The sequence below is a fragment of the Kaistella faecalis genome (genome assembly GCF_019195395.1).
GTDB classification, from domain to species: Bacteria; Bacteroidota; Bacteroidia; order Flavobacteriales; family Weeksellaceae; genus Kaistella; species Kaistella faecalis.
On the sequence record NZ_CP078067.1, the window covers coordinates 2008557 to 2034394 of the forward strand.

Annotated in this window: 21 protein-coding genes and 1 pseudogene; 15 read left to right on the forward strand and 7 right to left on the reverse strand. The window is 39.7% G+C overall.

Translation table 11 applies throughout. The features are described from left to right. The first annotated feature begins 18 nt into the window (after window positions 1–18). The 7 genes from KTV93_RS09480 to rpoN all read left to right on the forward strand — a co-directional run bounded on the left by KTV93_RS09480 (window position 19) and on the right by rpoN (window position 9021). Complete coding sequence (locus KTV93_RS09480; RefSeq protein ID WP_218248706.1) at window positions 19–1413, forward strand: APC family permease; 1395 nt, start codon at window positions 19–21, stop codon at window positions 1411–1413. Between the two features lie 138 nt (window positions 1414–1551). Further along, entirely contained in the window at window positions 1552–3765 is a 2214-nt protein-coding gene (locus KTV93_RS09485; RefSeq protein ID WP_218248707.1) for a TonB-dependent siderophore receptor, read from the forward strand. 89 nt (window positions 3766–3854) lie between these two features. Further along, on the forward strand, window positions 3855–4373 hold the full coding sequence (locus tag KTV93_RS09490) for a hypothetical protein (RefSeq protein WP_218248708.1): 519 nt from the start codon (window positions 3855–3857) through the stop codon (window positions 4371–4373). A gap of 107 nt (window positions 4374–4480) precedes the next feature. After that, window positions 4481–5095 carry a 30S ribosomal protein S16 gene (locus KTV93_RS09495; protein ID WP_218248709.1) on the forward strand — a complete coding sequence of 205 codons (615 nt, stop codon included), beginning with the start codon at window positions 4481–4483 and terminating at the stop codon, window positions 5093–5095. A 136-nt stretch (window positions 5096–5231) separates the two neighbouring features. Further along, the gene (gene rimM / locus KTV93_RS09500; RefSeq protein WP_218248710.1) at window positions 5232–5774 is read left to right on the forward strand and encodes a ribosome maturation factor RimM; all 543 of its coding nucleotides are present in this window, start codon (window positions 5232–5234) and stop codon (window positions 5772–5774) included. 263 nt (window positions 5775–6037) lie between these two features. After that, complete coding sequence (asnS, locus tag KTV93_RS09505) at window positions 6038–7483, forward strand: asparagine--tRNA ligase (protein ID WP_218248711.1); 1446 nt, start codon at window positions 6038–6040, stop codon at window positions 7481–7483. Between the two features lie 59 nt (window positions 7484–7542). Continuing rightward, window positions 7543–9021, forward strand: a complete 1479-nt coding sequence (rpoN, locus tag KTV93_RS09510; RefSeq protein WP_218248712.1) for an RNA polymerase factor sigma-54 — start codon at window positions 7543–7545, stop codon at window positions 9019–9021. Window positions 9022–9055: 34 nt separating this feature from the next. Here rpoN and KTV93_RS09515 read toward each other — a convergent pair whose 3' ends face one another. Together KTV93_RS09515 and KTV93_RS09520 are read right to left on the reverse strand one after the other, a co-directional pair. Next, window positions 9056–9730, reverse strand: a complete 675-nt coding sequence (locus KTV93_RS09515; RefSeq protein ID WP_218248713.1) for a beta-carotene 15,15'-monooxygenase — start codon at window positions 9728–9730, stop codon at window positions 9056–9058. After that, complete coding sequence (locus tag KTV93_RS09520) at window positions 9723–10217, reverse strand: RNA polymerase sigma factor (protein ID WP_218248714.1); 495 nt, start codon at window positions 10215–10217, stop codon at window positions 9723–9725. Before KTV93_RS09520 ends, KTV93_RS09515 begins: the two co-directional genes overlap by 8 nt. Before the next feature lie 118 nt (window positions 10218–10335). Here KTV93_RS09520 and lptB point away from each other — a divergent pair. The 5 genes and pseudogenes from lptB to KTV93_RS09545 all read left to right on the forward strand — a co-directional run. Next, a pseudogene (gene lptB / locus KTV93_RS09525) lies at window positions 10336–11061 on the forward strand (LPS export ABC transporter ATP-binding protein); the annotation flags it as partial. A 462-nt stretch (window positions 11062–11523) separates the two neighbouring features. After that, complete coding sequence (locus tag KTV93_RS09530) at window positions 11524–13251, forward strand: ABC transporter ATP-binding protein (protein WP_218250528.1); 1728 nt, start codon at window positions 11524–11526, stop codon at window positions 13249–13251. 28 nt (window positions 13252–13279) lie between these two features. Next, complete coding sequence (locus KTV93_RS09535; RefSeq protein WP_218248716.1) at window positions 13280–13855, forward strand: hypothetical protein; 576 nt, start codon at window positions 13280–13282, stop codon at window positions 13853–13855. Window positions 13856–13864: 9 nt separating this feature from the next. Continuing rightward, entirely contained in the window at window positions 13865–14512 is a 648-nt protein-coding gene (locus KTV93_RS09540; protein ID WP_218248717.1) for an HD domain-containing protein, read from the forward strand. Between the two features lie 68 nt (window positions 14513–14580). Further along, window positions 14581–15204, forward strand: a complete 624-nt coding sequence (locus tag KTV93_RS09545) for a hypothetical protein (RefSeq protein WP_218248718.1) — start codon at window positions 14581–14583, stop codon at window positions 15202–15204. A gap of 18 nt (window positions 15205–15222) precedes the next feature. On the opposite strand, the gene KTV93_RS09550 is transcribed toward KTV93_RS09545, so the two are convergent. Genes KTV93_RS09550 through KTV93_RS09565 form a run of 4 tightly spaced genes read right to left on the reverse strand, consistent with a single transcriptional unit; the run spans window position 15223 to window position 19737 of the window. Next, window positions 15223–16419, reverse strand: coding sequence for an efflux RND transporter periplasmic adaptor subunit (locus KTV93_RS09550; RefSeq protein WP_218248719.1), 1197 nt, complete (start codon window positions 16417–16419; stop codon window positions 15223–15225). Window positions 16420–16475: 56 nt separating this feature from the next. Beyond that, window positions 16476–17744, reverse strand: a complete 1269-nt coding sequence (locus tag KTV93_RS09555) for an ABC transporter permease (protein WP_218248720.1) — start codon at window positions 17742–17744, stop codon at window positions 16476–16478. 55 nt (window positions 17745–17799) lie between these two features. Then, window positions 17800–19029 carry an ABC transporter permease gene (locus tag KTV93_RS09560; protein WP_218248721.1) on the reverse strand — a complete coding sequence of 410 codons (1230 nt, stop codon included), beginning with the start codon at window positions 19027–19029 and terminating at the stop codon, window positions 17800–17802. A gap of 15 nt (window positions 19030–19044) precedes the next feature. Next, a complete protein-coding gene (locus KTV93_RS09565) occupies window positions 19045–19737 on the reverse strand; it encodes an ABC transporter ATP-binding protein (RefSeq protein WP_218248722.1) in 693 nt (230 codons plus the stop codon). 419 nt (window positions 19738–20156) lie between these two features. Here KTV93_RS09565 and KTV93_RS09570 point away from each other — a divergent pair, with 419 nt between their 5' ends. Together KTV93_RS09570 and KTV93_RS09575 are read left to right on the forward strand one after the other, a co-directional pair. After that, the gene (locus tag KTV93_RS09570) at window positions 20157–21131 is read left to right on the forward strand and encodes a ribonucleotide-diphosphate reductase subunit beta (RefSeq protein WP_218248723.1); all 975 of its coding nucleotides are present in this window, start codon (window positions 20157–20159) and stop codon (window positions 21129–21131) included. Between the two features lie 276 nt (window positions 21132–21407). Then, complete coding sequence (locus KTV93_RS09575; RefSeq protein ID WP_088467881.1) at window positions 21408–23063, forward strand: ribonucleoside-diphosphate reductase subunit alpha; 1656 nt, start codon at window positions 21408–21410, stop codon at window positions 23061–23063. A gap of 50 nt (window positions 23064–23113) precedes the next feature. On the opposite strand, the gene KTV93_RS09580 is transcribed toward KTV93_RS09575, so the two are convergent. Continuing rightward, window positions 23114–23998, reverse strand: a complete 885-nt coding sequence (locus KTV93_RS09580; protein ID WP_218248724.1) for a DUF72 domain-containing protein — start codon at window positions 23996–23998, stop codon at window positions 23114–23116. Between the two features lie 67 nt (window positions 23999–24065). Here KTV93_RS09580 and KTV93_RS09585 point away from each other — a divergent pair, with 67 nt between their 5' ends. After that, the gene (locus KTV93_RS09585) at window positions 24066–25835 is read left to right on the forward strand and encodes a histidine kinase dimerization/phosphoacceptor domain -containing protein (RefSeq protein ID WP_218248725.1); all 1770 of its coding nucleotides are present in this window, start codon (window positions 24066–24068) and stop codon (window positions 25833–25835) included. Window positions 25836–25838: the final 3 nt, after the last annotated feature.

The following is a 25838-nucleotide window of genomic DNA, read 5'->3' on the forward strand; positions in this document are numbered from 1 at the left end:
AATTAATTTTGAAAGCTAATGGAAAAGGAGCAGCAACTCGAAGCAAAGTACGGCTTATTCACGGCAATCTCGATGGTAATCGGCCAGGTAATCGGTTCCGGAATTTTCTTTAAAGTTGATGATGTTCTTCTGTCCACGCAGGGAAATATTCTGGCTGGACTTCTCGGTTTCATTATCGTTGGGGTAAGCGTTATTTTCGGAGCGATTTCTATGGCAAACTACGCCGAACTACTCCCCAAAGATGGCGGAATCTTAAATTATGTAAACTACAGGTTCGGTGAAAAAGCGGCTTACTTTGTTGGCTGGATGTATCTGAGCTTGTTTTATCCTCTTCTTACAGCGGTTCTTTTTACGGTTTCCGGGATTTATATTGCACACCTCTGTGCAGAATTTTTAAATTTTGAGCCTACCACGCTTCATTTTGCGCTGATTGGTTTTGTAAATCTTCTTATATTTTTTGTTTTCAATATTTTCCGGCCCAAAAGCAGCGGAATTTTTCAGCAGTTTACCACCGTGCTGAAAGTGTTACCGCTGATCTTTATTGCCTCAATGGGAATTTTGAGTTTAGTGAAAGGCGATGTAAGTGAAGCAAACACCTTTGCTTATGCTGCGAAAAATGTTAAAGAAAATCAATCTTTGATGTTGCTTATTGCCGCAAGTTTTATCCCGATTTCTTTTGCTTTTGACGGCTGGTATATTGCCACACAGATTTCTGGTGAGATAAAAAATTCAAGCAGGAATCTTCCCAAAGCACTGATTATAGGAACCGTCGCTGTAATGCTGATTTATATTTCTTATTATATGGGAATTGTGTTCAGAATGAGTGGCGACGAAATTATCCAGCTGAAAGACACCTATATCACCGAATTTTCGCGCAAAATTGCTTCAGATTCCGGAGCGTTATTGATGCAGTTGTTTATTATAATATCGGTATTGGGAACATCGAACGGTTTGTTGCTGGCGACGATTCGCGTCCCGTATCAGTTTGCTAATCTCGAGAAATCAAGAAAATTTCTGAATCTGAATGCTGTTGATTCCAAAACCAAAATGCCGGTAAACAGCGCATTTCTCGGGTTGGGGCTGATTATTTTTTATCTGCTCATTTATTATATTACTGGTACCCATCCTTATTTTACGGCAAGTAATTTCGATCTTTCTGCTATTCCGATCGTGTTTATTTATTTGGTAAATGGGGCGTTATTTATTGGTTTGTTCAGACTGTTCAGGAAGAATGTCTTTTCCGGCAAGCCGGTTTTCAAGCTATTGATGGCGGTTGTTGCGATTCTCGGTATTGTTGTAGTGCTTTTTGGTACCGCAACAGCGCCAAACGGAATGCTGTATTTCCTCGTCAATATCCTATTTATTGCCGTTGGATTCCTCTTTATGAAGAGAACTGATAAAAATCATTTTTAATTAAATTCTCTCATTTTCAATCTCTTAAAGATTTGTTTTAAAGATTATTTAGAATTAATCAAAATAAATTTTGTGAAAACAATCTGCTTTTTTACATTTGCATCGTTATTTTAATTCATTCTAAATAAAAACTTGTAAATGAGAAAGCAGATATTGTCGCTGGGAGTGTTGTTAGTAAGCATGTCAGTAAGTGCTCAAATGAGTTACGACGCTATTAGTGATACCATCAGAATTCAGGAAATCGAGGACATTAACCTTCATAAAACCGGAAATCCAAACAAAGCAAAGGCATTAACTGTGAAATCTAATTTAACGGTTATGGAAAACCCACAGCCTATTTCGATCGTTACCCACGAGGTCATCGAGCAGCAGCAGGCAAAGCAGTTGGGAGACGTGCTTCAGAATGTGAACGGCTTGTACATCACTTCATCCAGGGGAAATTCACAGGACAGTTTTGGAGGTAGAGGTTTTAATTTCGGAAATGACAATATTTTTAAAAATGGCGCGCGCGTAAACAGTGGTGTGTTTCCTGAAGTTTCTGGCTTGGAAAGAGTAGAAGTACTGAAAGGTGGAAACGCAATGCTTTACGGAAATGTAGCGGCGGGCGGCGTGGTAAATTTAATTACGAAGAAACCGCGTTTTAATTTTGGCGGAAGTGTAGGTTTCAATGCCGGAAGCTGGAATTCCTATAAACCCACAGTTGATTTTTACGGTCCGATTTCCGAAAAAGTGGCCTTCCGTGTGAATGGTGCTTATGAAACCGCTGAAAGTTTCCGTGATGTGGTGGAATCTCAAAAATACTATTTCAATCCGTCGTTTCTCTTCAATATGGGTGAAAAGTCACAGCTAATTGTTGAAGCAGATTATCTGAAAAATGAATTTACACCGGATTTCGGAATCGGTGCTATCGAAAACAGAGATAAATCTTATAGCCTTAATACTTATCTGCCAAGAAATGCTTTTGTGGGTGCCGATTGGCAGTACCAGAATACAGAGCAGGCTACGGCAGGTATTACTTTTAACCATCAGTTCAGTGAATTCTGGACTTTAAATACAGTTGCTTCTTTTCAGAATTATACCAAAGATTATTTTTCTACAGAAAGAGTAACCTGGACCTACGACGATGCCAACCGCCTGAAATGGAACCGTCCTGTGAACAGAACTTATAATGAACAGAATTATAGTGCTTTACAGATAAATTTGAACGGTGAATTTAATACCGGACGGTTAAATCATAAAATTCTTGTCGGAACCGATGGTGATTATGGAACAGCGGACGCTTATACCTATAATATTTCCCAAACGAGCTATGGTACTAACGGCAGCACGAACGGAACGATCTATCTGGATGATCCCGCAACTTGGGCAAGCGGTACTATGCCAACAGCCAACAAAAAAGACAGAACCCGAATTCCGACCCAAAGATTTGGGATTTATCTTCAGGATTATATCGGAATTACAGATAAGTTCAAAGTTTTAGCCGGCTTGAGATGGTCTTATATTGAAAATATAGACACACAGAAATTAACCTTTGCGGACAACAAAACCGGAATTGCTGCAGGAACGGTAGACAGAGCATTCTCTCCCAAAGCAGGATTGGTTTATATGCCTAATGAAAATCTTTCGGTTTTTGCTACTTATACCAACTCTTTCTCGGCAAATACAGGAACAGATGTTAACTACAATTCACTAACACCATCAATTATCGACCAGTTCGAGGTGGGTATGAAAAAGAATTTCTGGAACAATGCTGTAGCTTTAAACTTGTCACTTTATCAGATTGAAAACCGAAACTTCTACCAGATGGCAGAACTTAATGCGCAGGGGCAGCAGAACACTGATTCTTTGGTTAAGGAATTCGCCGGAAAGATGCGAAGCCGCGGAGTAGAGCTTGATGTGACAGGAAATCCCACTCCCAATTTAATGATTATTGCGGGTGCGTCTTATAACCACGCAGTTTATTTGGATACGCCTGATCAGTTTGGATATGTTGAAAATCAAAGACTTGTAAGAACTCCGGCTACAACAGCAAATGCATCAGTATTTTACACGTTGCCGGATTATATAAGAGGCTTGAAATTAGGTGCTAGTGTCTATTTTGTAGGCGACCGTATCGCAGGATGGAATGATACCAAAGAAACACTTGATACCAGAAGTGGAGTTTCAAGATTATTACCAATTGATGATTATGCAACCGTGTCACTATCGCTAGGATATGAATGGCAGAACTTCTCGATCATGGGTAAAGTGGGTAACCTGTTCGATACCGTAAATTTCAATTATCACGAGAATTATTCTGTTAATCCTATAACACCAAGAAATTATTATTTCACATTAACATATAAATTGTAATTCAGACACAATTTAAGGTAGATGATAGTGGAAACTCCGGTTTCCACTTTTATCGTAAACTGCAGAAACATCAAACTAAACAATAAACTATGGCAAAAATTAAAGACACCAAAACATTTATGCGGATCACGCACCGCTATTTGGGGTATTTCGCGGCAGGAATTATGGCAGTGTACGCAATTAGCGGCGTCTTGCTTATTTACCGAGATACCAACTTTCTCAAGAAAGAAAACAAATATGAAATTGTTCTGAAACCCAACCTCACCGAAAAGGAACTTGCAAAAGAAATCAAGATGAGGAATGTGGAATTTAAAAGCAGTGAAGGCGATATTCAGAAATTTGAGCAGGGAACGTACAACTTAAAAACAGGAGAGGCTAAGTATTCCAAAATGCAGCTTCCTTTTGTTCTTGAGAAATTCAACGAACTGCATAAATCCACATCAAAACACCGTTACGCTACGCTGAATGCGGTTTTCGGTCTGGTTTTGTTTTTCTTTGTAATTTCGTCCTTCTGGATGTTTAATTTTAAATCTAAAGCTTTTAGGAAAGGAATGATTTATGCCGGCATCGGATTCATACTTGCGCTGATCATGGTATTCTTTCAGTAATTTGAAGTTGATTAATTTCTATCGGATTTTATTTTTACTTCAGATAAATTCATTATCTTTGCACCCTTATAATTAATCGGGACGAGTTCCCACAAAATCAAACATTTATGTCAGTAAAAATCAGATTACAAAGACACGGTAAAAAAGGAAAACCTTTTTTTCACATTGTTGTTGCAGATGCAAGAGCAAGAAGAGATGGTAAATTCATCGAAAAAATCGGTACTTACAATCCGGTTACCAATCCTGCGATTATCGAATTAAACGTGGATTCTGCAGTAAAATGGCTTAACAACGGTGCACAGCCTACCGATACTGCAAGAGCAATTCTTTCTTACAAAGGAGTGCTTTACAAAAAACACCTTATGGGTGGTGTTGCTAAAGGCGCATTTGATGAAGCTGAAGCTGAAAAAAGATTCAACACTTGGTTGGAAGGAAAAGAGCAGCAGGTTCTTGGTAAAAAAGACGGGCTGAAAAAAGCTAAAGAAGATGCGAAAAAAGCAGCTCTTGAAGCTGAAGCAAAAGTTAACCAGTCAAGACTGGATGCTGCCGCTAAATTAGAAGCTGATGCTAAAGCTGAAGCTGATGCTAAATTAGCAGAAGAAAAAGCTGCTGAAGAAGCTGCAAACGCTCCTGTAGCAGAAGAAACTGCTGAAGTTGCAGAAGCTCCTGCTGCTGAAGAACCAACTGCAGAAGCAGAAGGAACTGAAGAAGCACAAGCTTAATTGATGCTGTAAGAATCCTTACAAAATACTAACACAGAGACGCCCTTAAAGGCGTCTCTGTTATTTTAAAACCTATTATATTTGCAATGGAAATGCATTAATTCTAAATGTAATATTCCACCGCTAAAAATTAATAATGAAAAAAGAAGACTGCTATTTTTTAGGAAAAATCACCCGCAGACACGGCCTTCACGGAAATGTTTTCCTGAAACTCGATACCGATCAGCCGGAAATGTATAACAAGTTAAATTCGATTTTTGTAGATATCAACGGATTGCTGGTGCCGTTTTTTGTAGCCAAACAATCCTGGAGCAAAGGAGAAACGCTTATTATTTCCTTTAAAAATTCCACTGAAGCTTTAGTCGATCAGTCGTTGGGCAAAGATGTGTATCTGCCGCTGTCGACCCTGCCTAAGCTTACCGGGAACAAGTTCTATTATCACGAAGTCATCGGGTTTGAAATCCGGGAAGAAGACGGGAAAAGCTGTGGAATTATCGAATCGGTAAATGACCAGACAGGTCAGCATTATTTCCTCCTGAATCTGGCAGACAAGCAAATTGTAATTCCGATTATTAAGGATTGGATTATCGAACTTAACCGTGAAGAAAAATATATAAAAATGGCATTGCCGGAAGGCTTGATGGATGTTTTCCTGATTCCGTCAAAGAAAGACGAGTAACTTTCCGGGGATTATTTGGGCGGCTGTTTGCGTCCTCCGTTCCCGCTTTTTTGTTTCGCTTCACTACACAAAAAGAGCTTCACTCAGGCCGGGCCGCGGGAAGTTTAAATTGAGAAAAAACGGGTAAAAAATTTGGAAATTTTTTGTTGATTTTTTATATCTTGCAGCAAAAATTACGCCAAATTTCATTACATTTGTAACTATTGATAAAATATTTGCGGCCAAAATGCGTTGCAAAACCTTTAAAAAAACGAATTTCAGCAATGAGAACCACGATTAACGAACTGCTTTCAGATTATAAAAAACTTTTACATCACGACATTACTGTACAGGGCTGGGTAAGAGCTTTCCGTTCCAACCGCTTTATTGCCCTGAACGATGGTTCAACCATCAACAACTTACAGGTGGTAGTAGATTTCGAGAATTTTGATGAAAATACCATCAGAAATATCAGTACTGCAACGTCACTGAAAATTGTTGGTGAAGTGGTAGAAAGTCAGGGAGCCGGACAAAGCATCGAGATTATTGCAAAGAAAATTCAGATCTTAGGAGACAATTTTACCGAAGAAAGAGACAAAACCATTCTTCAGCCAAAAAAACATTCCCTTGAAATTCTTCGCGAACAGGCGCATCTTCGTTTCCGGACGAATCTATTCGGGTCTGTTTTCAGAGTAAGAAGTGCGGTAAGTTTCGCCATTCACCAGTTCTTTAACCAGAACCAGTTCTTCTACATGAACACTCCAATTATTACCGGGGCAGATGCAGAAGGTGCAGGGGAAATGTTCAGCGTAACGAATTTCGACATCAATAACATTCCTAGAGATGAAAACGGTGATATCGATTATGAGCAGGACTTTTTCGGTAAAAAAACCAACCTTACCGTTTCCGGACAGCTGAACGTAGAAACTGCAATGATGGGATTGGGAAGAGTTTATACTTTCGGACCGACTTTCCGCGCAGAAAACTCCAATACTACGCGTCACCTTGCCGAATTCTGGATGGTGGAGCCTGAAGTCGCTTTCAATAACCTTGAAGATAATATTGATCTTGCAGAAGATTTCCTTAAATACGTCATTGGATATGTTCTCGAAAACTGTAAAGATGATCTGGAATTTTTAGATAAAAGATTTGCGGAAGAACAAAAGCAGAAACCTGAAAAGGACAGAGCTGCGGAAGGTTTGATTGAAAAACTCGAGAATGTTATTAAGAAAAGATTCAAGAGAGTTTCTTATACGGAAGCAATTGATATTCTGAAAAATTCAAAAGAAAATAAGAAGGGCAAATTCCAGTTCCCGATTGAAGAGTGGGGCGCAGATTTGCAGAGCGAGCACGAAAGATATCTGGTAGAAAAACACTTTGAAAGTCCGGTTGTTCTCTTTGATTATCCCAAAGAAATCAAGGCATTCTACATGAAACTGAATGAAGACGGGAAAACAGTGGCGGCAATGGATGTACTTTTCCCGGGGATCGGCGAGATTATCGGAGGTTCACAGCGGGAGGATAAATTCGATGTGCTTACGGCCAAAATGAAAGCCATGAATGTTGATGAACACGAGCTTTGGTGGTATCTGGATACCCGAAAATTCGGTTCGGTTCCGCATGCTGGGTTCGGGCTAGGTTTAGAAAGACTCGTTCTTTTTGTTACAGGAATGACGAACATCAGAGACGTGATTCCGTTCCCAAGAACACCAAATAATGCTGAGTTTTAGTAAACTCACTATAAAAAATAATACACAGAAATTAGTTTTTTTGTAAGACCAAATCAAGAATGTTAAAACAAAACCTACAACTTAGACTCGGGCAAAAACTTGCTCCACAACAAATCCAGTTAATGAAGTTGATACAGCTTCACACCCTGGAATTTGAAGAAGAACTCGAGCGTGAGCTTGAAGAAAATCCTGCGCTGGAAAAAGTTCAGGAAGAATCCAAAGAAGATGATTATGCCTCTCTGGACGAAGGTTTTGAAGAGGAAGGCACCGACAGCATCAGCACAGATTTCGATGTGAACGAATATATTTTTGATGATGAACCGGCCTACAAAACCGCATCAAGCAATTATTCTGCAGATGACGAAGAATTCGATAACGAATCGCTTTTAACCGAAGGTCAGTCTCTCTATGATTATCTTCTCGAGCAAATCCGCTTAATTACCATTGAAGGTGATGATCTGAAAATTGCCGAATACATCATCGGTAACCTGGATAACGACGGTTATTTACGCAGAGAAAGCAAGCAACTTGTTGATGATCTGGCATTTTCTCAGGGCGTATATACCACGAAAGAAAAAGTGGATGATATTCTGGAAAATTATGTACAGAAACTCGATCCACCCGGAGTTGGAGCAAGAAATCTTCAGGAATGCCTGCTTCTTCAGATCGAAAAGAAAGTTAGTGCAGACAAAGCGGTAAGTTTAGCCGGAAGTATTCTCAGAAATCAGTTCGATGCGCTTACCAATAAGCATTACAATAAAATTATTCAGAAATACGATATCGAAGAAGAAGATTTGAAAGACGCTTTGGAAGTGATTTCTAAACTTTCTCCTAAAGTTGGCGGAAATTTCGATACCCAAACGATTACAATCAATCAGGAAATTATTCCGGATTTTGTTCTTCAGATTAAAGAAGGTAAAAACGGTCAGGTTGAAGTTATTCCTTTGCTGAACAGTAAAAACGCTCCCACACTGCGGGTTTCAGAAGAATATAAGGATATTCTCACCACGTATTCTCACGATAAAAAATCTGCGGATCATAAGCAGGCTGCACTTTTCATCAAACAAAAACTCGATGCTGCAAAATGGTATATCGATGCGATTAATCAAAGACAGAATACATTGCTTCAGACGATTTCCGCAATCGTGAAATTGCAGAAAAACTATTTCATCACCGGTGACGATAAGTCTCTTAAACCGATGATTCTGAAAGACGTTGCAGATATCACTGGTTTCGATATTTCTACGATTTCAAGGGTAGTTAAAAGTAAATATGCCGACACACCGAACGGAATTGTATATCTGAAAAGTCTCTTTTCTGATTCCCTTACAAACGACGATGGTGAAGAAGTTTCGACCAAGGAAATTAAAAACCATTTACAGGAAGTCATCAGCAACGAAAACAAGCGCAAACCGTTAACCGACGATGCTTTGGTTGGTTTGTTGAAAGAAAAAGGATACAACATCGCAAGACGAACAATTGCAAAATACCGGGAACAGCTCAATATTCCGGTAGCGAGGTTACGCAAAGAATTATAAATTTAAAAGGTCAGTTATTAAAACTGACCTTTTTTTATGGTTGAAGTGAATCTATTTTCTTCAGTTCACTCAGATTTTTCCCTAACCTTTTAAGGATAATGCCGTAAACAACGCGGTAGTAAATCCAGATCAGGACTATACTCAATATCGTCATGACAATAATTCCTACTAAAAATCCGATCAAAGTGGGGTGTGTAAGATGAATGTTTTGCTGGGATAAAACCGTAAAGGTAAAAACGGTTAATACCGCCGTGAAAACGATAAGAAGTAGAATATTGGCTAAGATGAAAAGATTAACTGTTTTCTTGAACCTGATGATCTGTAGAATGAGTTTTTTAAGATTCGATTCTATATTGATTTTGCGGTAATTCTGATAGAAACAAACCACGAAATAAGCAGTAATAACAAGGCTGATGGCTTTCAGGATTAAATAAAGATTGCCGAAACTGGTTTGAAGTTCTGTGGAATTCTGCACGCCAAGTCTTGCCAGGATTTTAATAAAACTGTTGGAGTCATCACCAAGAAAAGTGTAGTAAATATTCATACAAAGAATGATCAGGAATTCCGCAATGCTAATCCAAAGGATATACTTAACGTAATTCCGCGACGATTTATTCAACATCGCCTCGATTTCTGTGCTGTTATATTTTGGCTGAACTTCCTGCTCCTGCCAGCTTTTTTTGAAATTATCTAAATCAAATTCAGGCATGTTTTTCCATTAGTTCTTTTAAGGTTTTCTTCAGTCTGTTCATTTTCACACGTGCGTTTACCTCGGTAATCCCAAGGTTTTCAGAAATATCGCGATACGGCAAATCGTCCAGATACATCATCACGATTGCGCGTTCCACATGGGGAAGCATTTTTACTACTTTATAAAGAAGCGAAATCTGCTGTTGCTTTTCGTCATCATCTTCCAGAAATCCCTTTTGATGAAAATCCATAAGTTCATCAGTCTGTGGCGACTTTGTTTTTTTTCTGAAAAGCGTAATGGCGGTATTCAGGGCAACGCGGTACATCCACGTGGATATTTTCGATTGTCCTTTAAATGAGTCGTAAGAACGCCAGAGTTGTAACACAATCTCCTGAAAAAGATCCTGTTCATCTTCCAGTGAATTGGTATAAAGCCGCGAAACCTTGATGATCAACCCTTGGTTATCCTTAATCAGTTTCGAGAATTCATGTTCCTTAGCGCTCAATTAATGCAATTTTGAAGTAGCGAATATAAGATTTTTTCACCTGTATTTTACATCTTATCGACTTCGTTCCTGCAAATCACATTCTGCAACTCTCACTCAAAAATTATATATTTGCTGCATGATTCTACGCGGAGAAAATTTAATTAAGGAATACGGGCCGAAAAAAGTGGTAAAAGGCGTTTCAGTCGAAGTTTCACAGGGCGAGATCGTTGGGCTTCTAGGACCCAACGGTGCCGGGAAAACTACCTCTTTTTATATGATTGTGGGATTGGTAAAACCTACTTCCGGAAAAATCTTTCTGGACGATAAGGAAATCACCAATGATGCCATGTACCGCCGCGCACAAAAGGGCATTGGCTATCTGGCTCAGGAAGCCTCTGTTTTCCGTAAACTGTCCGTTGAAGATAACATTCTCGGTGTTCTCCAGCTAACCAAACTTTCGAAACGCGAACAGCAGATTAAATGCGATGAACTGATTGAGGAATTTTCGCTGCAGCACGTTCGTAAAAACCGTGGCGACCTGCTTTCCGGTGGAGAAAGACGCCGGACCGAAATCGCAAGATGTCTCGCTACAAGCCCTAATTTTATTTTATTGGATGAGCCTTTTGCCGGAGTTGACCCGATTGCGGTTGAGGATATTCAGAAAATTGTGCGCAGTCTTGTTGATAAAAATATCGGGATTCTGATTACCGATCACAATGTTCAGCAGACTTTAGCGATTACCCATAAAACCTATATCATGTTCGAAGGCCGGATTCTGAAGGAAGGTCTGCCGCACGATTTGGCGAACGATCCTATGGTTCGGGAAGCTTATCTTGGTGAAAACTTCGTATATCAGGACATTCTCAATAAACCGAAGAAGAAATCTTTCGTTTATAATATCTGGGCCGGAAATTTCGATTCCAAGCCACAGCTTCAGGAGTTTGTGGATGATAATTTCCAAGGTATTGATAATCTTCGTTTGATGTATGGTTTTGAGGACATCAGTTTTGCGTCACTTTCAAATTCTGAGATTGAACACATTTTTAATGAAGTCGTAGATAAAAATGCTAATAATTCATTTCTTTTTCAGAAAAAACATATCGGCGAAACCTACAGTAAAGAGCAGGCAGAAACCGATGCTAAAGCGCTCAGCAAAACGGAATTACATTATTTAACAACATACGCTTACGAAGGGTAAAGAGCGCACGGTTTTTGTATTCTGAGCCGTCCTAGCCTGAATTTTATGCCAAAACCATTCACAAGAAGCATTACGCTTTATCACATTTACCGCCAATTGATTCCATTTATTAAACCGTACCGTTTAATGATTTATGGGACATTGTTTCTTACCTTTCTGGGCGCATTAATGGCGCAGGTAAATCCGCTCGTGCTGAAATATACGGTTGATGAGGTTACTGAACTCACCAAACTGCCCAATCCTATGGAAGAAGGGATACATATTCTGGTTGTTATTTCAGCAATACTTTTAGGTAAGGAATTACTCAATATATTCATTCAGTTTGGACAGAAATTTTACGGCGAAAAAATCCGTATCAGCACCAGTTCTGTTTTAGCGCAATCGGTGATTGATAAAATTCTACTCTATAAAGTCGCCTATTTTAATGACGAAAACCATGAATCGGGTAAACTTCAGATCCGGATTGACCGTGGCATAGAGAGTTTAACCAAGTTAGTGCAGAATTTTTTCATCGATATTCTGCCGCTGTTTTCCAATGCCATTATCGCCCTGATTATTATGTATATGCAAAACATGTACGTGGGTCTGGTTTCTACGATTGTAGTTCCTATCTATTTTTATGTCAGTTCTCTGCAGGCGAAGAAACTTTCCGGCGTAAGGAGAACTTTAAGAAATCAAAGAGAACAGAAAACATCGGGACTTTTAAATTTAATCAGCTCCATTATGGTGATTAAAAGTTTTGTCCGCGAGAAGTTTGAAGGAAAAAAACAGTACGATCTGCAGATGCAGTTGATGGAAAGTCAGTTATTTACGCGGAGGACCAATTTTATTTACGACGGACTGAAGACCTTTATCGAACAGTTTGGCGTTGTGCTCATCATCCTTTTAACCGTTTATCTTGTTTTGGACCAGCAAATGACCATTGGTGCGATCATGCTCCATATTTTGCTTTTCAATAATGTTTCTGCGCCGATACGACAGCTGCACCGGATTTATGATGATATGAATGACGCGATGATTTATGCAGAAGGATTTTTTGATATTTTGAATGCAGATGCCGAGACCGAACCGAACGGAAGCTTTGTTGAAGAAAATATAAAAGGAACCTTCGAACTCAGAAACGTAGATTTTTCTTATCCCAACGGAACAAAAGCGCTCAACAATGTTTCAATGCTCATCGAAAACGGCAAAACTACTGCTTTGGTAGGTTTAAGCGGTGCCGGAAAATCAACGGTGATCAATCTTTTATGCAAATTTTATTTACCCACTTCCGGTGAGATTCTGCTGGATGATGTTAACCTGAATGATTTTGAAAATACGGCGCTTCGCGACGATATTGGATTGGTTCTGCAGAAAAACCACATTTTTCAGGGAAGTATTGAAGACAATATCCGCTACGGTAACATGAATGCTACTTTTGAAGAAATTGAAGCTGCCGCGAAAAAAGCTTATCTTCACGACCAGATTATCGATTTGCCCCAGAAATATCAGCATGATGCTACACAGCTTTCCGGAGGTCAGCAGCAGAGAATTGCGATTGCCAGGCTATTCCTGAAAGATCCGCCAATCATTTTCCTTGATGAGCCTACCGCCAGTTTGGATGCGATCGCGACCGAACAGATTAAAAACTCATTAGACGCGATTAAAGAGGGAAGAACGGTAATCATTATTTCGCACTCGCTGTCGCAGATTTTAGACTCAGATAAAATTTATGTGATGAAGAAAGGCGAAGTCGCAGAAAGCGGAACTCACGATGAACTCATCAGCATGAACGGGACTTACCGTGAAATTTTTGATGCATCTGCCCGAAGCCTTAATCTCGATAAACTCATGAGTTCTTATCGTGAAAATTAGCCTTAAATTAAATAGATATAAAATAAAAATGAAAAAGATAGCTTTAGGAATTATTATTTCCGCAACCTTATTAAACTGCAGTAAAATTGAAGAAACAGTAAACCAGACTGTAACTTCTGCGAAAGAAAAAGCGCAGCAGAAAACCAGTGAACTTGTTCAGGAAACCGTAAACGAACAGCTCACAAAATTAGTGAACGCCGAAAGCGTAACATTCAGTTCTGTTTTCCCAAATCAGAGCAGTTTAGTTCTGGAAAATGAGGTAGGGAAGAAGGTCGCATTTCCGAATGGGACTCCTTTTTACGTCTTTAAATATAAAGTGTCGGATAAAGACCTGCTGCTGAAAACATTGGTAGACCAGCCTACAAGTGATGAAGCACAATCTGCTAAGGAATTTCAGAAAGTTGATGGCGCATCAATCGTAGAGAAAATGACTTTTTTTGAGAAATTTCTTCCTGCAAATACTTTTGATATGAGTTTTTTGGATGATATGAAAAATGATAAAAGCATTGAATATTATAAAGTAAAACGCTTCCCTAACGCAAGTACAGTAATTTATAATCCGAAAACGCAAATGGTTTATCAGTTTGTGGAAGTAAAGAAGTAATTTCTGGTCATGAATACTGTTTTAATTGACTGCACCGTGGATTTTGTTAAAGAAAAACTTCACGGTGCTGAAGCCGGCCACGATTGGTTCCATATCGAACGGGTTTGGAAACTCTCAAAAAAAATCGCTGAAACTGAAAAATGCAATCTGGAAGTCGTGGAACTTTCTGCATTGCTCCATGATATTGCAGATCCCAAATTTCACGGTGGCGACGAACTTTTAGCATTAAAAATTTCCCGGGAATTTCTTGAAAGAGAAAAAGCATCAGCAGAAATTATTGATCAGGTTTTGTTCATTATCAAAAATATTTCCTTCAAAAACAGAGGCGAGATTCCTGAAACAATACCTGTAGAACTGAAAATTGTGCAGGACGCAGACCGTCTTGATGCGATTGGTGCGATCGGAATCGCCCGGACTTTCAACTTCGGAGGTTTCAAAAATAATCTGATGTATCATCCCGGCATTCCTCCAAAACTGAACATGTCGAAAGAGGAATACAAGAAAAATGAGGGAACAACCATCAATCATTTTTACGAAAAGCTGCTGTTGCTGAAAGATTTAATGAACACTGAAAAAGGTAAAGAGATTGCAGCTGAGAGGCACGACTTCATGCTGAAATTTCTTGATGAGTTCTACAGCGAATGGAATGTTGATTAATCTGCGCCTATTTCTTATATCTTATTTCGGGTGAAATTTAGACTTCGGATTTTTCTTTATCTTTACACATGTTTTATCTGTTTTTTCTTTTGTTTATTGCGCTATCCGCAGGTTTGTTCTCTACGGTTTTCAAAACGGGGAGTTTTAAAACCTGGGCCAGAATCTTCAGGGTTTTTGTGGTCGTGATTGCTACGGCGGTTTTCGCCTATTATTTTACCACCAAAAGTCTTACGAAGTTCCGTCAGGATTCTTTAACTGTGCAGATGATTAACAAACTGCCTTTTCCTCTGGATTTTTATATTATTAAAGTGAACGGAGAAAAAGATGCTGCCGATATTTACGAAACCGGTCATGTTGGTAGTATCCGGAGTAATTTTTACAGGATTGAGTATCTTGATATGAGTAATTCTGACGAGTTTTGGATCGCCGGATTCATGGGCAGAAAAAATATGGTTTATTTCTCCCAACATTCTGTCCCCAACAAGAATGAAGACCAGATTATCGAAATCCAGAACTATATCAACCAGAGTCAGAAACTTTCGGAAATCGCTGAAAAACAGATCGAAGTTTTGAAATTTGAGAATATGAAAACTGCGATATGGATAACATTAGATATTCTTCTTCTGTTTCTGAATGTTGCGCTGCTGTTTAAGAAATCTAACAAAAAAATCCCGAAACTTTCCGGGATTTAGTATCATTTTCAAAGAGAATTATTTTTCTTTTTGTGCCTTCAGTGCTTCTTTGTCTTTATCCGAAGGATTCCACACTTTCACTTCAGAATCTTTTGTAATTCCGGATAGGATCTGAACATTTATTCCGTCGCTTGCGCCAAGTTTTACCTTCACTTTTTTGAATTTTCCGTCTGGCTGCTTCACTTCTACAAACGGGCTGTCGTTTCCGTTTACTTTTTCGTACTGAATCAAAGCTTCATCCAGAAGCAATGCATTTTTCTGTGAACTGAGGATGATCTCTCCATTAGCAGAAAAACCAGCTCGGATATATTCGTTGGTCTTGTTAAAAACATCGCCTTCAATCGGGAATTTAATGGTTCCGTTCTCATCTTTTCCTTTTGGTGCAATCATCGTTACTCGTCCCGGGAAAGTCTTATTCTGTAAAGCGCCAATCACCACATTCATTTCCATGCCTTCTTTCAGTTTTCCGGCCTGTGCTTCGTCAATCGTTCCCTGAAATATCAGTGAATTTAAATCCGCAATCGAAGCAATTGTAGTTCCTGCATTAAAGGAGTTCGCTTCAATTACCTGACTTCCTACTTTCACGGGAACTTCAAGAACGGTTCCGTTGGCTTTCGAACGGATCTGCGTGGTCGCTAACCCTGCAAGTTCGGGAGTCGCGCCCGTTCTGGCGATTTGAAGGTTTTTCTGCGCGGTCTGGAGCTGCTGTTGGGCATTTCGGAGTTGCTGCTGTGTAGACTGAAGCTGCTGTTGAGCCGAAATATATTCCTGTTTAGAGATCACACCCTGCGCGTAGAGCCTTTGCTGCATTGCGTATTGCTGCTGCTGATTGTTTACGTTGGCTCTCGCATTGCTGATCTGTAGGTTTGCATTATTAATTTCCTGCTGTGCAGCGTTTACGTTCTGTACGCTCGGCACGATGCGTAAAGTAGCAATAAGCTGTCCTGCGGTAACTTTGTCACCTTCATCTACCATTATTTTATCGATAATTCCCGACATGTTCGGCTTGATTTCGATTTCTTCGCGCGGCACGATGTCTCCGGTCGCCATCACTTTATCGTCCATATTCTGAACCATCGGTTTTTTGGTAAGGAATGTTTCGCTCTCTTTGCTGTTTGATTTGACTAGATAACTAATTCCGGAGATTAAAGCAACGGCTAAAATCAGTCCTAAAAAGATGTAAATTCCTTTTTTTAAAGTGAACTTCTTTTTCATATTGTCAGTTTATTTTTTTAATATTTTCTGGTTTGAATCTTTCTTTATACATAAAATTATTCTGAGCGCAGGGCTTCAATAGGTCGTATTCTCACTGCCCGCTGCGCCGGAATCATTCCGATAAGCAGCCCCAGTATTACCATTACAGCCATTGCGGCAAAAACTTCAAGATAATTTACAGTCGGGTTATAAAACGGAAACTTATCCTGGTCTTTGGTTAAAATATTGAGAATCATCAGCAGGAAAATTCCTAAGATAAATCCTAAAATCCCCGATACCAAAGTAATTACAACACTTTCCAATAAAATCTGGTTTCTTACTTCGGCGGGTTTCGCTCCTAATGCTCTACGGATTCCGATTTCCTTGGTTCTTTCGGTTACGGTAATCAGCAGAATGTTGGAGATCGCGATAACACCGGCAAGAATCGTTAATGTTCCTACAATGATGGTTAAAAGCTGCATTCCGGTTAAAAATCCGGTGAGTTTTTTAAATTCCTTACCAAGATTGAAACTTCCGAAAGCATTGGTATCTTCCGGTGAAACATTGTATTTCTGCTTGAGTTCGGTTTTTACTTTTTCTTCCACTAAACTCAGATCTGCATCGGGTTTGCTGACGATAGCGAAGAAACCAACTTTATCACCGTCGTTATACGTTTTGGTAAATGTGGAAAGCGGAATGTAGGCAGACTGGTCATTTTCTGGCCCGCCACCTTTCTGCGCGCGGAAAACGCCAATTACATGAAAGAAAATTCCTTTTACGTTAACCGATTTTCCAAGCGGGTTTTCGTTCTTTTTCGCATCAAAGAAATTCTTGTAAATTTCTTCGCCAATTACGATCACATTTTTACTTCCGGTTACATCGGCATCGTTAATATATCTGCCGTAAATAAGTTTTTTCTGAGAGATTTTATTACCAATCGGGTAATCTCCGGTTAACGTATAAGTGGCTTTTTTTCCGTTCCTTGAAAAACTTTCACCCGGACTGCCGAAATTACCGCGTGAATTTTGCGGTGATATATAATCTATTTCCGAAATCTTGCGCGGAAGCAATTCCAGATCACTCAGGTGAAGATTCATTTTCCGGCCTTTTGCAAATCCATCATAAGGAATAGTAGTGTTTTGGGCCCAAAGAAAAATGGAATTGGTTGCAAAACCGGAAAATATTTTATCGAAACCATTTTCCATTCCTTTTGCTGCACCAAGGAGAGCAACAAACAGGAACATTCCCCAACCTACGCCAATCATGGTAAGAAAGGTTCGTAACTTATTATTCCGCAGGGAATGATAAATCTCTTGCCAGGTGTCTATTTTGAAGATGATATTCATTTTGTTTGCCAGTTGATCGTTTTCAGATATCTAAGTATTAATTTATGTTTGAGTATTATTCAGATCTTAATGCTTCAATCGGCTTAATCCGGCTAGCTCTGTAGGCAGGCACAAAACCTGCAACCAAACCTGAAATCACTAAACTTATAAATGCAACGATAATTAAGCCCCAACCTACCGACGGATCTTTGATGAAGAATTTCTCTAAACTGTCGCCAATCAAGGCCAGGGACAATACTCCCAATCCAACACCTATAAAGCCTGAAATTACGGTAATCACGACGCTTTCCTGCATAATTAAGGCGACAATACTTCCCGGTTTCGCACCGATGGCCTTTCTCACTCCGATTTCCTGTGTTCTTTCCTTAACAATATAAACCATGATATTGCTGATACCGATTATTCCTGCAAGCAAAGTTCCCATACCGATAAATCCAACTATTAAAGTGATAATGAACAGGAACTGAATGGTATCGCCCATGTTTTTTGCATTGTTCCGCACAATAATCGCATTCTCATCATCAGGAGAGACTTTGTTTTTAGCCTTGAGTTCTTTCTGAAGCTGATCACCATATTTTATTGCTTCATCGGGCGAAAGTTTGGTATCGTAAGTGATGAAAATGGAACTCACCGTATCTGAACCTTTTTTCATTTGCTGCAAAGTGGTGATGGGAACGGTAATCACCCGTTCTTCGAAATCGCCTCCATCATCCGAAAACACACCGATAACTTTAAAAAAGGTGCCATTGATGTCGAGATCTTTTCCAACGGGACTTCCATCTTTAATGAGATCGCGCTGAACCATTCTGCCAATTACGGCTACGTTTTGCTTGAGACTGAGATCTCTGTTGTTGAGATAGCGGCCTTCTGTAAGTTTACGGTTTTCAATAATTACTTCCTCAGGATTCGCACCGCTGATCTGGTAACTTCCGCTTTCTTTGCCGTATTTCACGGTCATATTGGTCGAATATCTCGGGGTGGAACTTTCCATTTTGGCAGGATCAGATTTTACAGTCTGCTCGTAGTCATCATTTTTAAGGATAATCTGTCGGTCAGACTGCAGTCCGCCATACGCGATGGTGGTTTTTCCGGTGAATATTGATATTAAATTGGAAGCATCGCGGGTAAAACCTTCGGTAAAAGCATTTTTTAGCCCGGTTCCGATTCCGAAAAGCACGATGAAAATAAAAAGACCCAAGGCCACCGTAAATCCCGAAAGTACCGTCCGCAAAAGGTTATTGCGAATTGACTCAAAAATTTCTCTCCATCGGTCTAAATCAAACATGCTGTTGTATTTGGATTAAGCGAGAACGCGTTGGGTAATAAATTCGTCACTTTCGATGATTCCGTCCTTTAAAATCACGTTTCTTTTGGTTTCAGCAGCAACATCGGGTTCGTGGGTAACTACAATGATGGTTTTTCCTTCGCGGTTGATTTCCTGAAGCAGTTTCATAATATCATAAGTAGTTTTAGAATCCAAGGCTCCGGTAGGTTCATCTGCAAGAATGATTTTTGGATCTGTAATCAATGCTCTTGCAATGGCAACCCTTTGTTTCTGGCCACCCGACAGTTCATTCGGCAGGTGAGTTGCCCATTCGGCAAGGCCTACTTTTTCCAGATATTCCAGAGCTCTTTGATTACGCTCTTTGCGTGAAACATTCTGATAGTAAAGTGGCAATGCAACATTCTCGAGTGCGGTTTTGTAACCGATCAGGTTGAAGGACTGGAAAATAAATCCTAAAAATTTGCTTCGATATTCCGCAGCCTTAACTTCAGATAAATCCTCGATCGGAATCCCGTCCAGATTATAAACTCCGGTATCTTTTTCATCCAGAATCCCTATAATATTAAGGAGTGTAGATTTTCCGGAGCCCGAACTTCCCATAATCGAAACGAATTCTCCCTCGCCAATGCTTAGGTTTATTCCTTTCAGAACGTGAAGTTTGCTCTTTCCTGTATCGTAAGATTTATGTAAGTCCTTTATTACTACCATGAATCGGTGGGATTAGTTTTAAAGATAAGTAGAAAAAAGTATTTGTTTGTTACAACCGGCTTTTATCTTTTCTGGAAAGTTGCTGTTTAACTATTAAAGACTTTTATATCGTATTTTTTTATCGGGTGTTTAATGTAAAGAGGCCTGTGATATCGTGTTTCACTTATCAGTCTCTGCAAAATCACTAACAGCGCAAGGTCTGTGTGATTGTGGAAAACTTTTACCGCTTAAAGTCAGACTTTTAATTTTTATCGCTTTCAGTATCACATTCTATTCTATACTTTTGTGATTCACGCTTAGAAAAACATTTAACATTAATTTTAAACAATTCTGCTTCGTAACAAATTGGCAAACAATGGGTTATGATTGTAGGGTTTTGCTGAAGTTTTACGGTAATTCATTTATAAATTCAATCTGATATGGGAATTTTTGACAAAAGAGTAAGTTATAAACCGTTCGAATATCCGGAGGTTCTGCAATTTGTAGAAGCGATAAACAAGTCATTTTGGGTACATTCTGAAGTAGATTTTACGGCAGATGTACAGGATTTTCAGTCCCAGCTTGAGCCGCACGAAAAAAACGCGATTAAAAATGCTCTTTTAGCGATTGCCCAAATCGAGGTTTCTGTTAAAACCTTCTGGGGAAACCTTTACAATCATATGCCGAAGCCGGAACTCAACGGTTTGGGTTCTACTTTTGCGGAATGCGAATTCCGTCATTCGGAAGCGTATTCCCGTTTGCTGGAAGTGTTGGGATACAATGATGAATTTTCAAAAGTTGTGGAAATTCCTGCCATTAAGAAGAGGATTGACTTCCTTTCCAATGTTCTGAAGCACGCCAATTCCACTACTCCGAAAGAATATGTTTCCTCGCTTTTGCTTTTCAGTATTTTAATTGAAAATGTGTCCCTTTTCTCTCAGTTTGCGATTATTTTATCATTCACAAGATTCAAAGGTTACATGAAAAATGTGAGCAACATTATCGCCTGGACTTCCGTTGATGAACAGATTCACGCCAATGCGGGGATTTACCTGATCAACAAAATCCGTGAAGAACAGCCGGAACTTTTAACTGATTCCGATATTGAGGATATTTATACTTTAGTTGATCATTCGATTACGGTTGAAGAAGAAATCCTGGACTGGATTTTCGAACTCGGCGAAATTGATAATTTCACAAAAGAAGACTTGCTGAACTTCATGAAGTTCCGTGTTGACGACAGTCTGAAGAAAATCGGCATGAAAACCCGCTACAACATATCACCTGAACAGTACAGACCGATGATTTGGTTTGAAGAGGAAGTTTTCGCCAATTCAATGGACGATTTCTTCGCGAAAAGACCGGTAGATTATACCAAACACGATAAGAGTATTACCGAGAACGATTTGTTTTAATCCACTTCGGGTTTGTAGTCCGTACGTAAGATTGCGGCGCGAGCGAAGCGAGCGCTAAAAAGAGTTTTTGTAAATCGTCGGAATAAAAACAAAAAGAATTTTCTAGCCCCGATTGTAGCGGCATCCTTTTTTGGTGATTGAGCGAAGCCGAAATCACCAAAAAAGATATAGCGGAAAGCGGGACGGGTCTCGAAAGAAAGCAAAAATCTCCTTGCTCCTAAATAAAAAATTAATAAACGCAGAAAGCAAAAGCCCACTGCCAAAAAGCATACATAAATGGAAGAAAACACTAACATCTGGTGGCTCAACGAAGAGTCCGAGCAAATGCTGAACCGCGGTTACCTTTTGAAAGGAGAAACCGTAAAAGGCGCCATCGAAAGAATTACAACGGCCGCAGCCAAAAGATTATACAAACCTGAACTTCAGCCGGCTTTCGAGGAAATGATAACCAAAGGCTGGATCAGTTTTTCCTCGCCGGTTTGGGCGAATATGGGAACGCAGCGCGGTTTGCCGATTTCATGTTTCAACGTTCATGTTCCCGATAATATCGAAGGAATTACCCACAAACTGGGCGAAGTGATTATGCAGACGAAAATAGGCGGCGGAACTTCCGGTTATTTCGGCGAGCTGAGAAATCGCGGGACTGCCGTAACCGATAACGGAAAATCTTCGGGTGCTGTTTCTTTCATGAAACTTTATGATACCGCGATGGACGTGGTTTCGCAGGGCGGTGTCCGACGTGGAGCTTTTGCCGCTTATCTGGATATTGATCACGGTGATATTGAAGAATTTCTTTCTATTAAAGATATCGGAAGCCCGATTCAGAACCTTTTTACGGGAATCTGTGTGCCTGATTACTGGATGCAGGATATGATCGATGGCGATATCGAAAAACGAAAAATCTGGGCGCGCGTTCTGGAAAGCCGTCAGCAGAAAGGTTTGCCGTATATTCTTTTCTCCGACAATGTGAATAGAAACAAGCCTCAGGTTTACAAAGATTTGGGAATGACCATCAATGCGAGTAACCTTTGCTCGGAAATTATGCTGCCGTCTTCCAAGGAAGAATCTTTTATCTGCTGTCTGTCTTCGATGAACCTTGAATTGTACGACGAATGGAAAGATACCGACGCCGTAAAACTGGCCATTTATTTCCTTGATGCGGTTTTATCTGAATTTATTGAAAAAACTGAAGGGAATTATTACCTCACAGGAGCCAGAAACTTCGCTTTACGCCACAGAGCACTTGGTTTGGGCGTTTTGGGTTATCATTCTTATCTGCAGAAAAACATGATTCCGTTTGAAAGTTTTGAAGCGACACAGTTTAACGCAAGGGCTTTCAGACAGATTAAAGAACAGTCGATTGCGGCATCACAGGAACTGGCCAATATTTATGGCGAACCGGAATTGCTGAAAGGTTACGGAATGCGGAATACCACCACCATGGCGATTGCTCCTACCACTTCAAGCTCTGCGATTTTGGGTCAGACTTCCCCTGGAATTGAGCCTTTTGCTTCGAATTATTACAAGGCAGGATTGGCAAAAGGAAATTTCATGCGTAAAAACAAATATTTGGCAAAACTCCTTCAGGAAAAAGGTCTTGATAACGAGGAAACGTGGAGAACAATCATGCTGAATCACGGTTCTGTACAGCATTTAAATGAGCTTACGGAAGAAGAAAAAGCAGTTTTCAAAACGTTCAGAGAAATTTCTCCGATGGAAATTATTTCTCAGGCAGCGCAAAGACAGCAGTATATCGATCAGGCGCAATCTCTGAATTTGCAGATTCCATCAACCATGCCGGTAAAAGACGTCAACTACCTTTACATCGAAGCCTGGAAAAAAGGCGTAAAAACTTTGTATTACCAAAGAAGTTCGTCTGTTTCCAAGGAAATGATGGTGAATTTTGTAACCTGCTCGAGTTGTGAAGCGTAAACAAAAATTTAGATAAGAAGCCTCAGAATTTTCTGAGGCTTTTTTGTTTTTTAAAATTTATTTTTCACCTCTGCCATTTCCGGGATATGGATTGAGGTCCCAAATTCTTTATTTAAATTTTCAATAAAATACGCGGAAAGCAGCGGCGAGGCTTTTTCAATGTTCTGGTGAACAAAGAAATAAAGTTTTTCCAAACCTTCTTCTTTCCATGTTTTTATTCTTTCAATCCAGTCGTCGAGTCTTGTGTAATCGCTCTCTGCGTTTGCACCGACATAACGGATAAACGCGACAGGCGTGGTAAGCCTCATGTGCAGCATATCCCTTCGTCCGGCAGTATCTACAATAATGTTTGTGATTTTATGTTTTTCAAAAAGATCACATATTTTATTAAAAATCTCTTGATCAGTAAACCATTCGTTATTGCGGAGTTCTATGGCAAGCGGTACCTCTTTCGGCCATTCCTGAACAAATTTTTCCAGTCTTTCGTAATCTTTCGGCTTGAAATTGTCGTGAAGTTGCAGAAAAACCATCCCGAGTTTCTCATCGAAATTTAAAACGGCAGTTGCAAACTGGGTCACGACATCAGTGATATTCAAAAGTCTCCGGAAATGCGAAACGGTATTGGTTATTTTCGGAAAAAATTTAAAATCTGCCGGCGTTTTCTCTTTCCAGGTCTGTACCTGATCGGGACTTGGCATACCGTAAAATGTCGCATTAAGTTCGATGGAATTAAACTGTTTTCCGTAATAGGTAAGTTCGTCTTTGGTACCTTTCGGATAAAATCCTTTAAGGTCGGTTTTGTTCCATTTTGCACATCCAATGGAGATTTCCAGGTTTCTAGATTTAGATTTTTTCAGGATTTCTGCAGTTTTCTGGTGATCTTTTGGGAGGGTAAAATCGATATTTGAAGGATCCTCAACTTGTCCGAATTTCATAAATATTGCTTTAAAAAATATTTTTAAAGTTAATGAAATTTTACAACAGAATGATTAGATTTGTGTGATGATGAAAATTTACACTGTTTTATTTATCCTGATTTTTTATTCGGCTGCTTTTGGGCAGAACGGTTTTAAAGAATTGAAAGACAAGGTAGAACAAAAAATAATTCATTCACAGAACCGCGAAGCTTTAGCCCTGATAAATTCGAATTATTCTAATTTCCGGGGGGATCAAAAAACAGAGCTAGACGTTATTAAAATGGAAATTCTAAACGAACTGGCTTTGGTAGATGAAGCTTTTTCGCTCTCTCAGGATATCCTTTCAAAACCGAATCTTCCCGTTGAATTAAAACTGAGAACTCACCTGCAGCGTGCATTGATTTTCGAAACGGCAATGAACAACCGAAGCTGTAAAGAAGAAATTAATAAGGCTGAATCGCTACTGAGTAACAATCCCGACCTGAAACCTGCACATTATACCTATTTTCTTCTAAGGCAGGCCTCGTATTACCGGGTTTTCGGTGATCATAAAAAGGCATTCCAGATTGCGGTAGAGGCGGAAAAATATGCGGAAGAAGTAAACGATAATAAAAACGGCGCCATGCTGAATATCTCTTTAGGATACAGTTCTTTTGAAAAACCTGGCGCAGCGCTGCAATACTTCCAGAAAGCACTTCGGCTTTATAAAAATTATGAGAACTACAGCGGCATGGCCGCAATGTATAACAACATCAGCGAATTTTACATCGGGCAGGATGATTACAAATCAGCCAACAGATACTCAGATTCAGCTGTTGCATTGGTGCCAAAGGTTGAAATTTTTTATATCGTAGGTCAGGTTCACAATACCAAAAGCAAGATATTGGAACATCAGAAAAACTATTTGGCGGCATTCAATCATTATAAAATCGCGACTGAATGGAACGAGAAGACCAATGTAGAGCAGCGCGATCTGAAAGTACAGGAATTGGATCTGCTGTACAACTCACAAAAAAACAAAATCCGTCAGGCCGAACTGGAAAATGACATGGTAAGTACCAAAAAATGGAACAGTTTGCTAACACTGCTCATCTCTCTGCTGGTGATTTTCATTCTTCTTCTGCTATATTCCCTGAGGCTGCTTTCGAAAACCAAGAAAAAAATCGAGTTTCAGAAACAAAGTATTTTTGCTAAAAATGCAGTATTGAAGAGAAACGTACAGGAAAAGGAATTTCTGGTGCGCGAACTGAACCACAGGGTGAAAAACAATCTTGCGGTTATTTTAAGTCTGATCGGTTTTCAGAAAGATGAAACGCAGAATGTGCTTTATAAACACAAGATCGAGCAACTCTATCTTCGGATCAACACGATTGCACTTGGGCATAACCTGTTTTCCTATAACATGAACAGTTTCGAGAAGTCCACGGTGGAAATCAAAGAATACTCCGAGAAAATTTTCGAGTCCCACATAGCGGGTTTTCCCAAAGAACTGCAGATTCAAAACGATTTACAGGAAATACTGCTCCCTGTAGATAAAGGGCTTTCTTATGGATTATTGCTAAATGAACTCGTGACTAATTCTCTGAAACATGCCGCGCCCGCACAGGGTCAGCCACTGAAAATTTCGCTTAATGTAGAAGAAAATAACGGTGTGGCTTATATGAAATATTGTGATAACGGAGTCTTTTTCGGAATCAATGATGACACCAACTCCATGGGACATTTCATTATCGATGCGATGGTGCAGCAACTCGACGGGACTTTTGAAAGAGAGGATTCCTGCTATCGTATCGTTTTTTCTGTAGACGGAAAAGCTTCACCCGGGGCGGAAAAAATAATTTCGGTAAAACGCTGACGG

Bases quoted from the DNA above. Each gene is read 5' to 3' on its own strand.
- KTV93_RS09480 (WP_218248706.1), top strand. From the start codon at position 19: ATGGAAAAGGAGCAGCAACTCGAAGCAAAGTACGGCTTATTCACGGCA.
- KTV93_RS09485 (WP_218248707.1), top strand. From the start codon at position 1,552: ATGAGAAAGCAGATATTGTCGCTGGGAGTGTTGTTAGTAAGCATGTCA.
- KTV93_RS09490 (WP_218248708.1), top strand. From the start codon at position 3,855: ATGGCAAAAATTAAAGACACCAAAACATTTATGCGGATCACGCACCGC.
- KTV93_RS09495 (WP_218248709.1), top strand. From the start codon at position 4,481: ATGTCAGTAAAAATCAGATTACAAAGACACGGTAAAAAAGGAAAACCT.
- rimM (WP_218248710.1), top strand. From the start codon at position 5,232: ATGAAAAAAGAAGACTGCTATTTTTTAGGAAAAATCACCCGCAGACAC.
- asnS (WP_218248711.1), top strand. From the start codon at position 6,038: ATGAGAACCACGATTAACGAACTGCTTTCAGATTATAAAAAACTTTTA.
- rpoN (WP_218248712.1), top strand. From the start codon at position 7,543: ATGTTAAAACAAAACCTACAACTTAGACTCGGGCAAAAACTTGCTCCA.
- KTV93_RS09515 (WP_218248713.1), bottom strand. From the start codon at position 9,730: ATGCCTGAATTTGATTTAGATAATTTCAAAAAAAGCTGGCAGGAGCAG.
- KTV93_RS09530 (WP_218250528.1), top strand. From the start codon at position 11,524: ATGATTTATGGGACATTGTTTCTTACCTTTCTGGGCGCATTAATGGCG.
- KTV93_RS09535 (WP_218248716.1), top strand. From the start codon at position 13,280: ATGAAAAAGATAGCTTTAGGAATTATTATTTCCGCAACCTTATTAAAC.
- KTV93_RS09540 (WP_218248717.1), top strand. From the start codon at position 13,865: ATGAATACTGTTTTAATTGACTGCACCGTGGATTTTGTTAAAGAAAAA.
- KTV93_RS09545 (WP_218248718.1), top strand. From the start codon at position 14,581: ATGTTTTATCTGTTTTTTCTTTTGTTTATTGCGCTATCCGCAGGTTTG.
- KTV93_RS09550 (WP_218248719.1), bottom strand. From the start codon at position 16,419: ATGAAAAAGAAGTTCACTTTAAAAAAAGGAATTTACATCTTTTTAGGA.
- KTV93_RS09555 (WP_218248720.1), bottom strand. From the start codon at position 17,744: ATGAATATCATCTTCAAAATAGACACCTGGCAAGAGATTTATCATTCC.
- KTV93_RS09560 (WP_218248721.1), bottom strand. From the start codon at position 19,029: ATGTTTGATTTAGACCGATGGAGAGAAATTTTTGAGTCAATTCGCAAT.
- KTV93_RS09565 (WP_218248722.1), bottom strand. From the start codon at position 19,737: ATGGTAGTAATAAAGGACTTACATAAATCTTACGATACAGGAAAGAGC.
- KTV93_RS09570 (WP_218248723.1), top strand. From the start codon at position 20,157: ATGGGAATTTTTGACAAAAGAGTAAGTTATAAACCGTTCGAATATCCG.
- KTV93_RS09575 (WP_088467881.1), top strand. From the start codon at position 21,408: ATGGAAGAAAACACTAACATCTGGTGGCTCAACGAAGAGTCCGAGCAA.
- KTV93_RS09580 (WP_218248724.1), bottom strand. From the start codon at position 23,998: ATGAAATTCGGACAAGTTGAGGATCCTTCAAATATCGATTTTACCCTC.
- KTV93_RS09585 (WP_218248725.1), top strand. From the start codon at position 24,066: ATGATGAAAATTTACACTGTTTTATTTATCCTGATTTTTTATTCGGCT.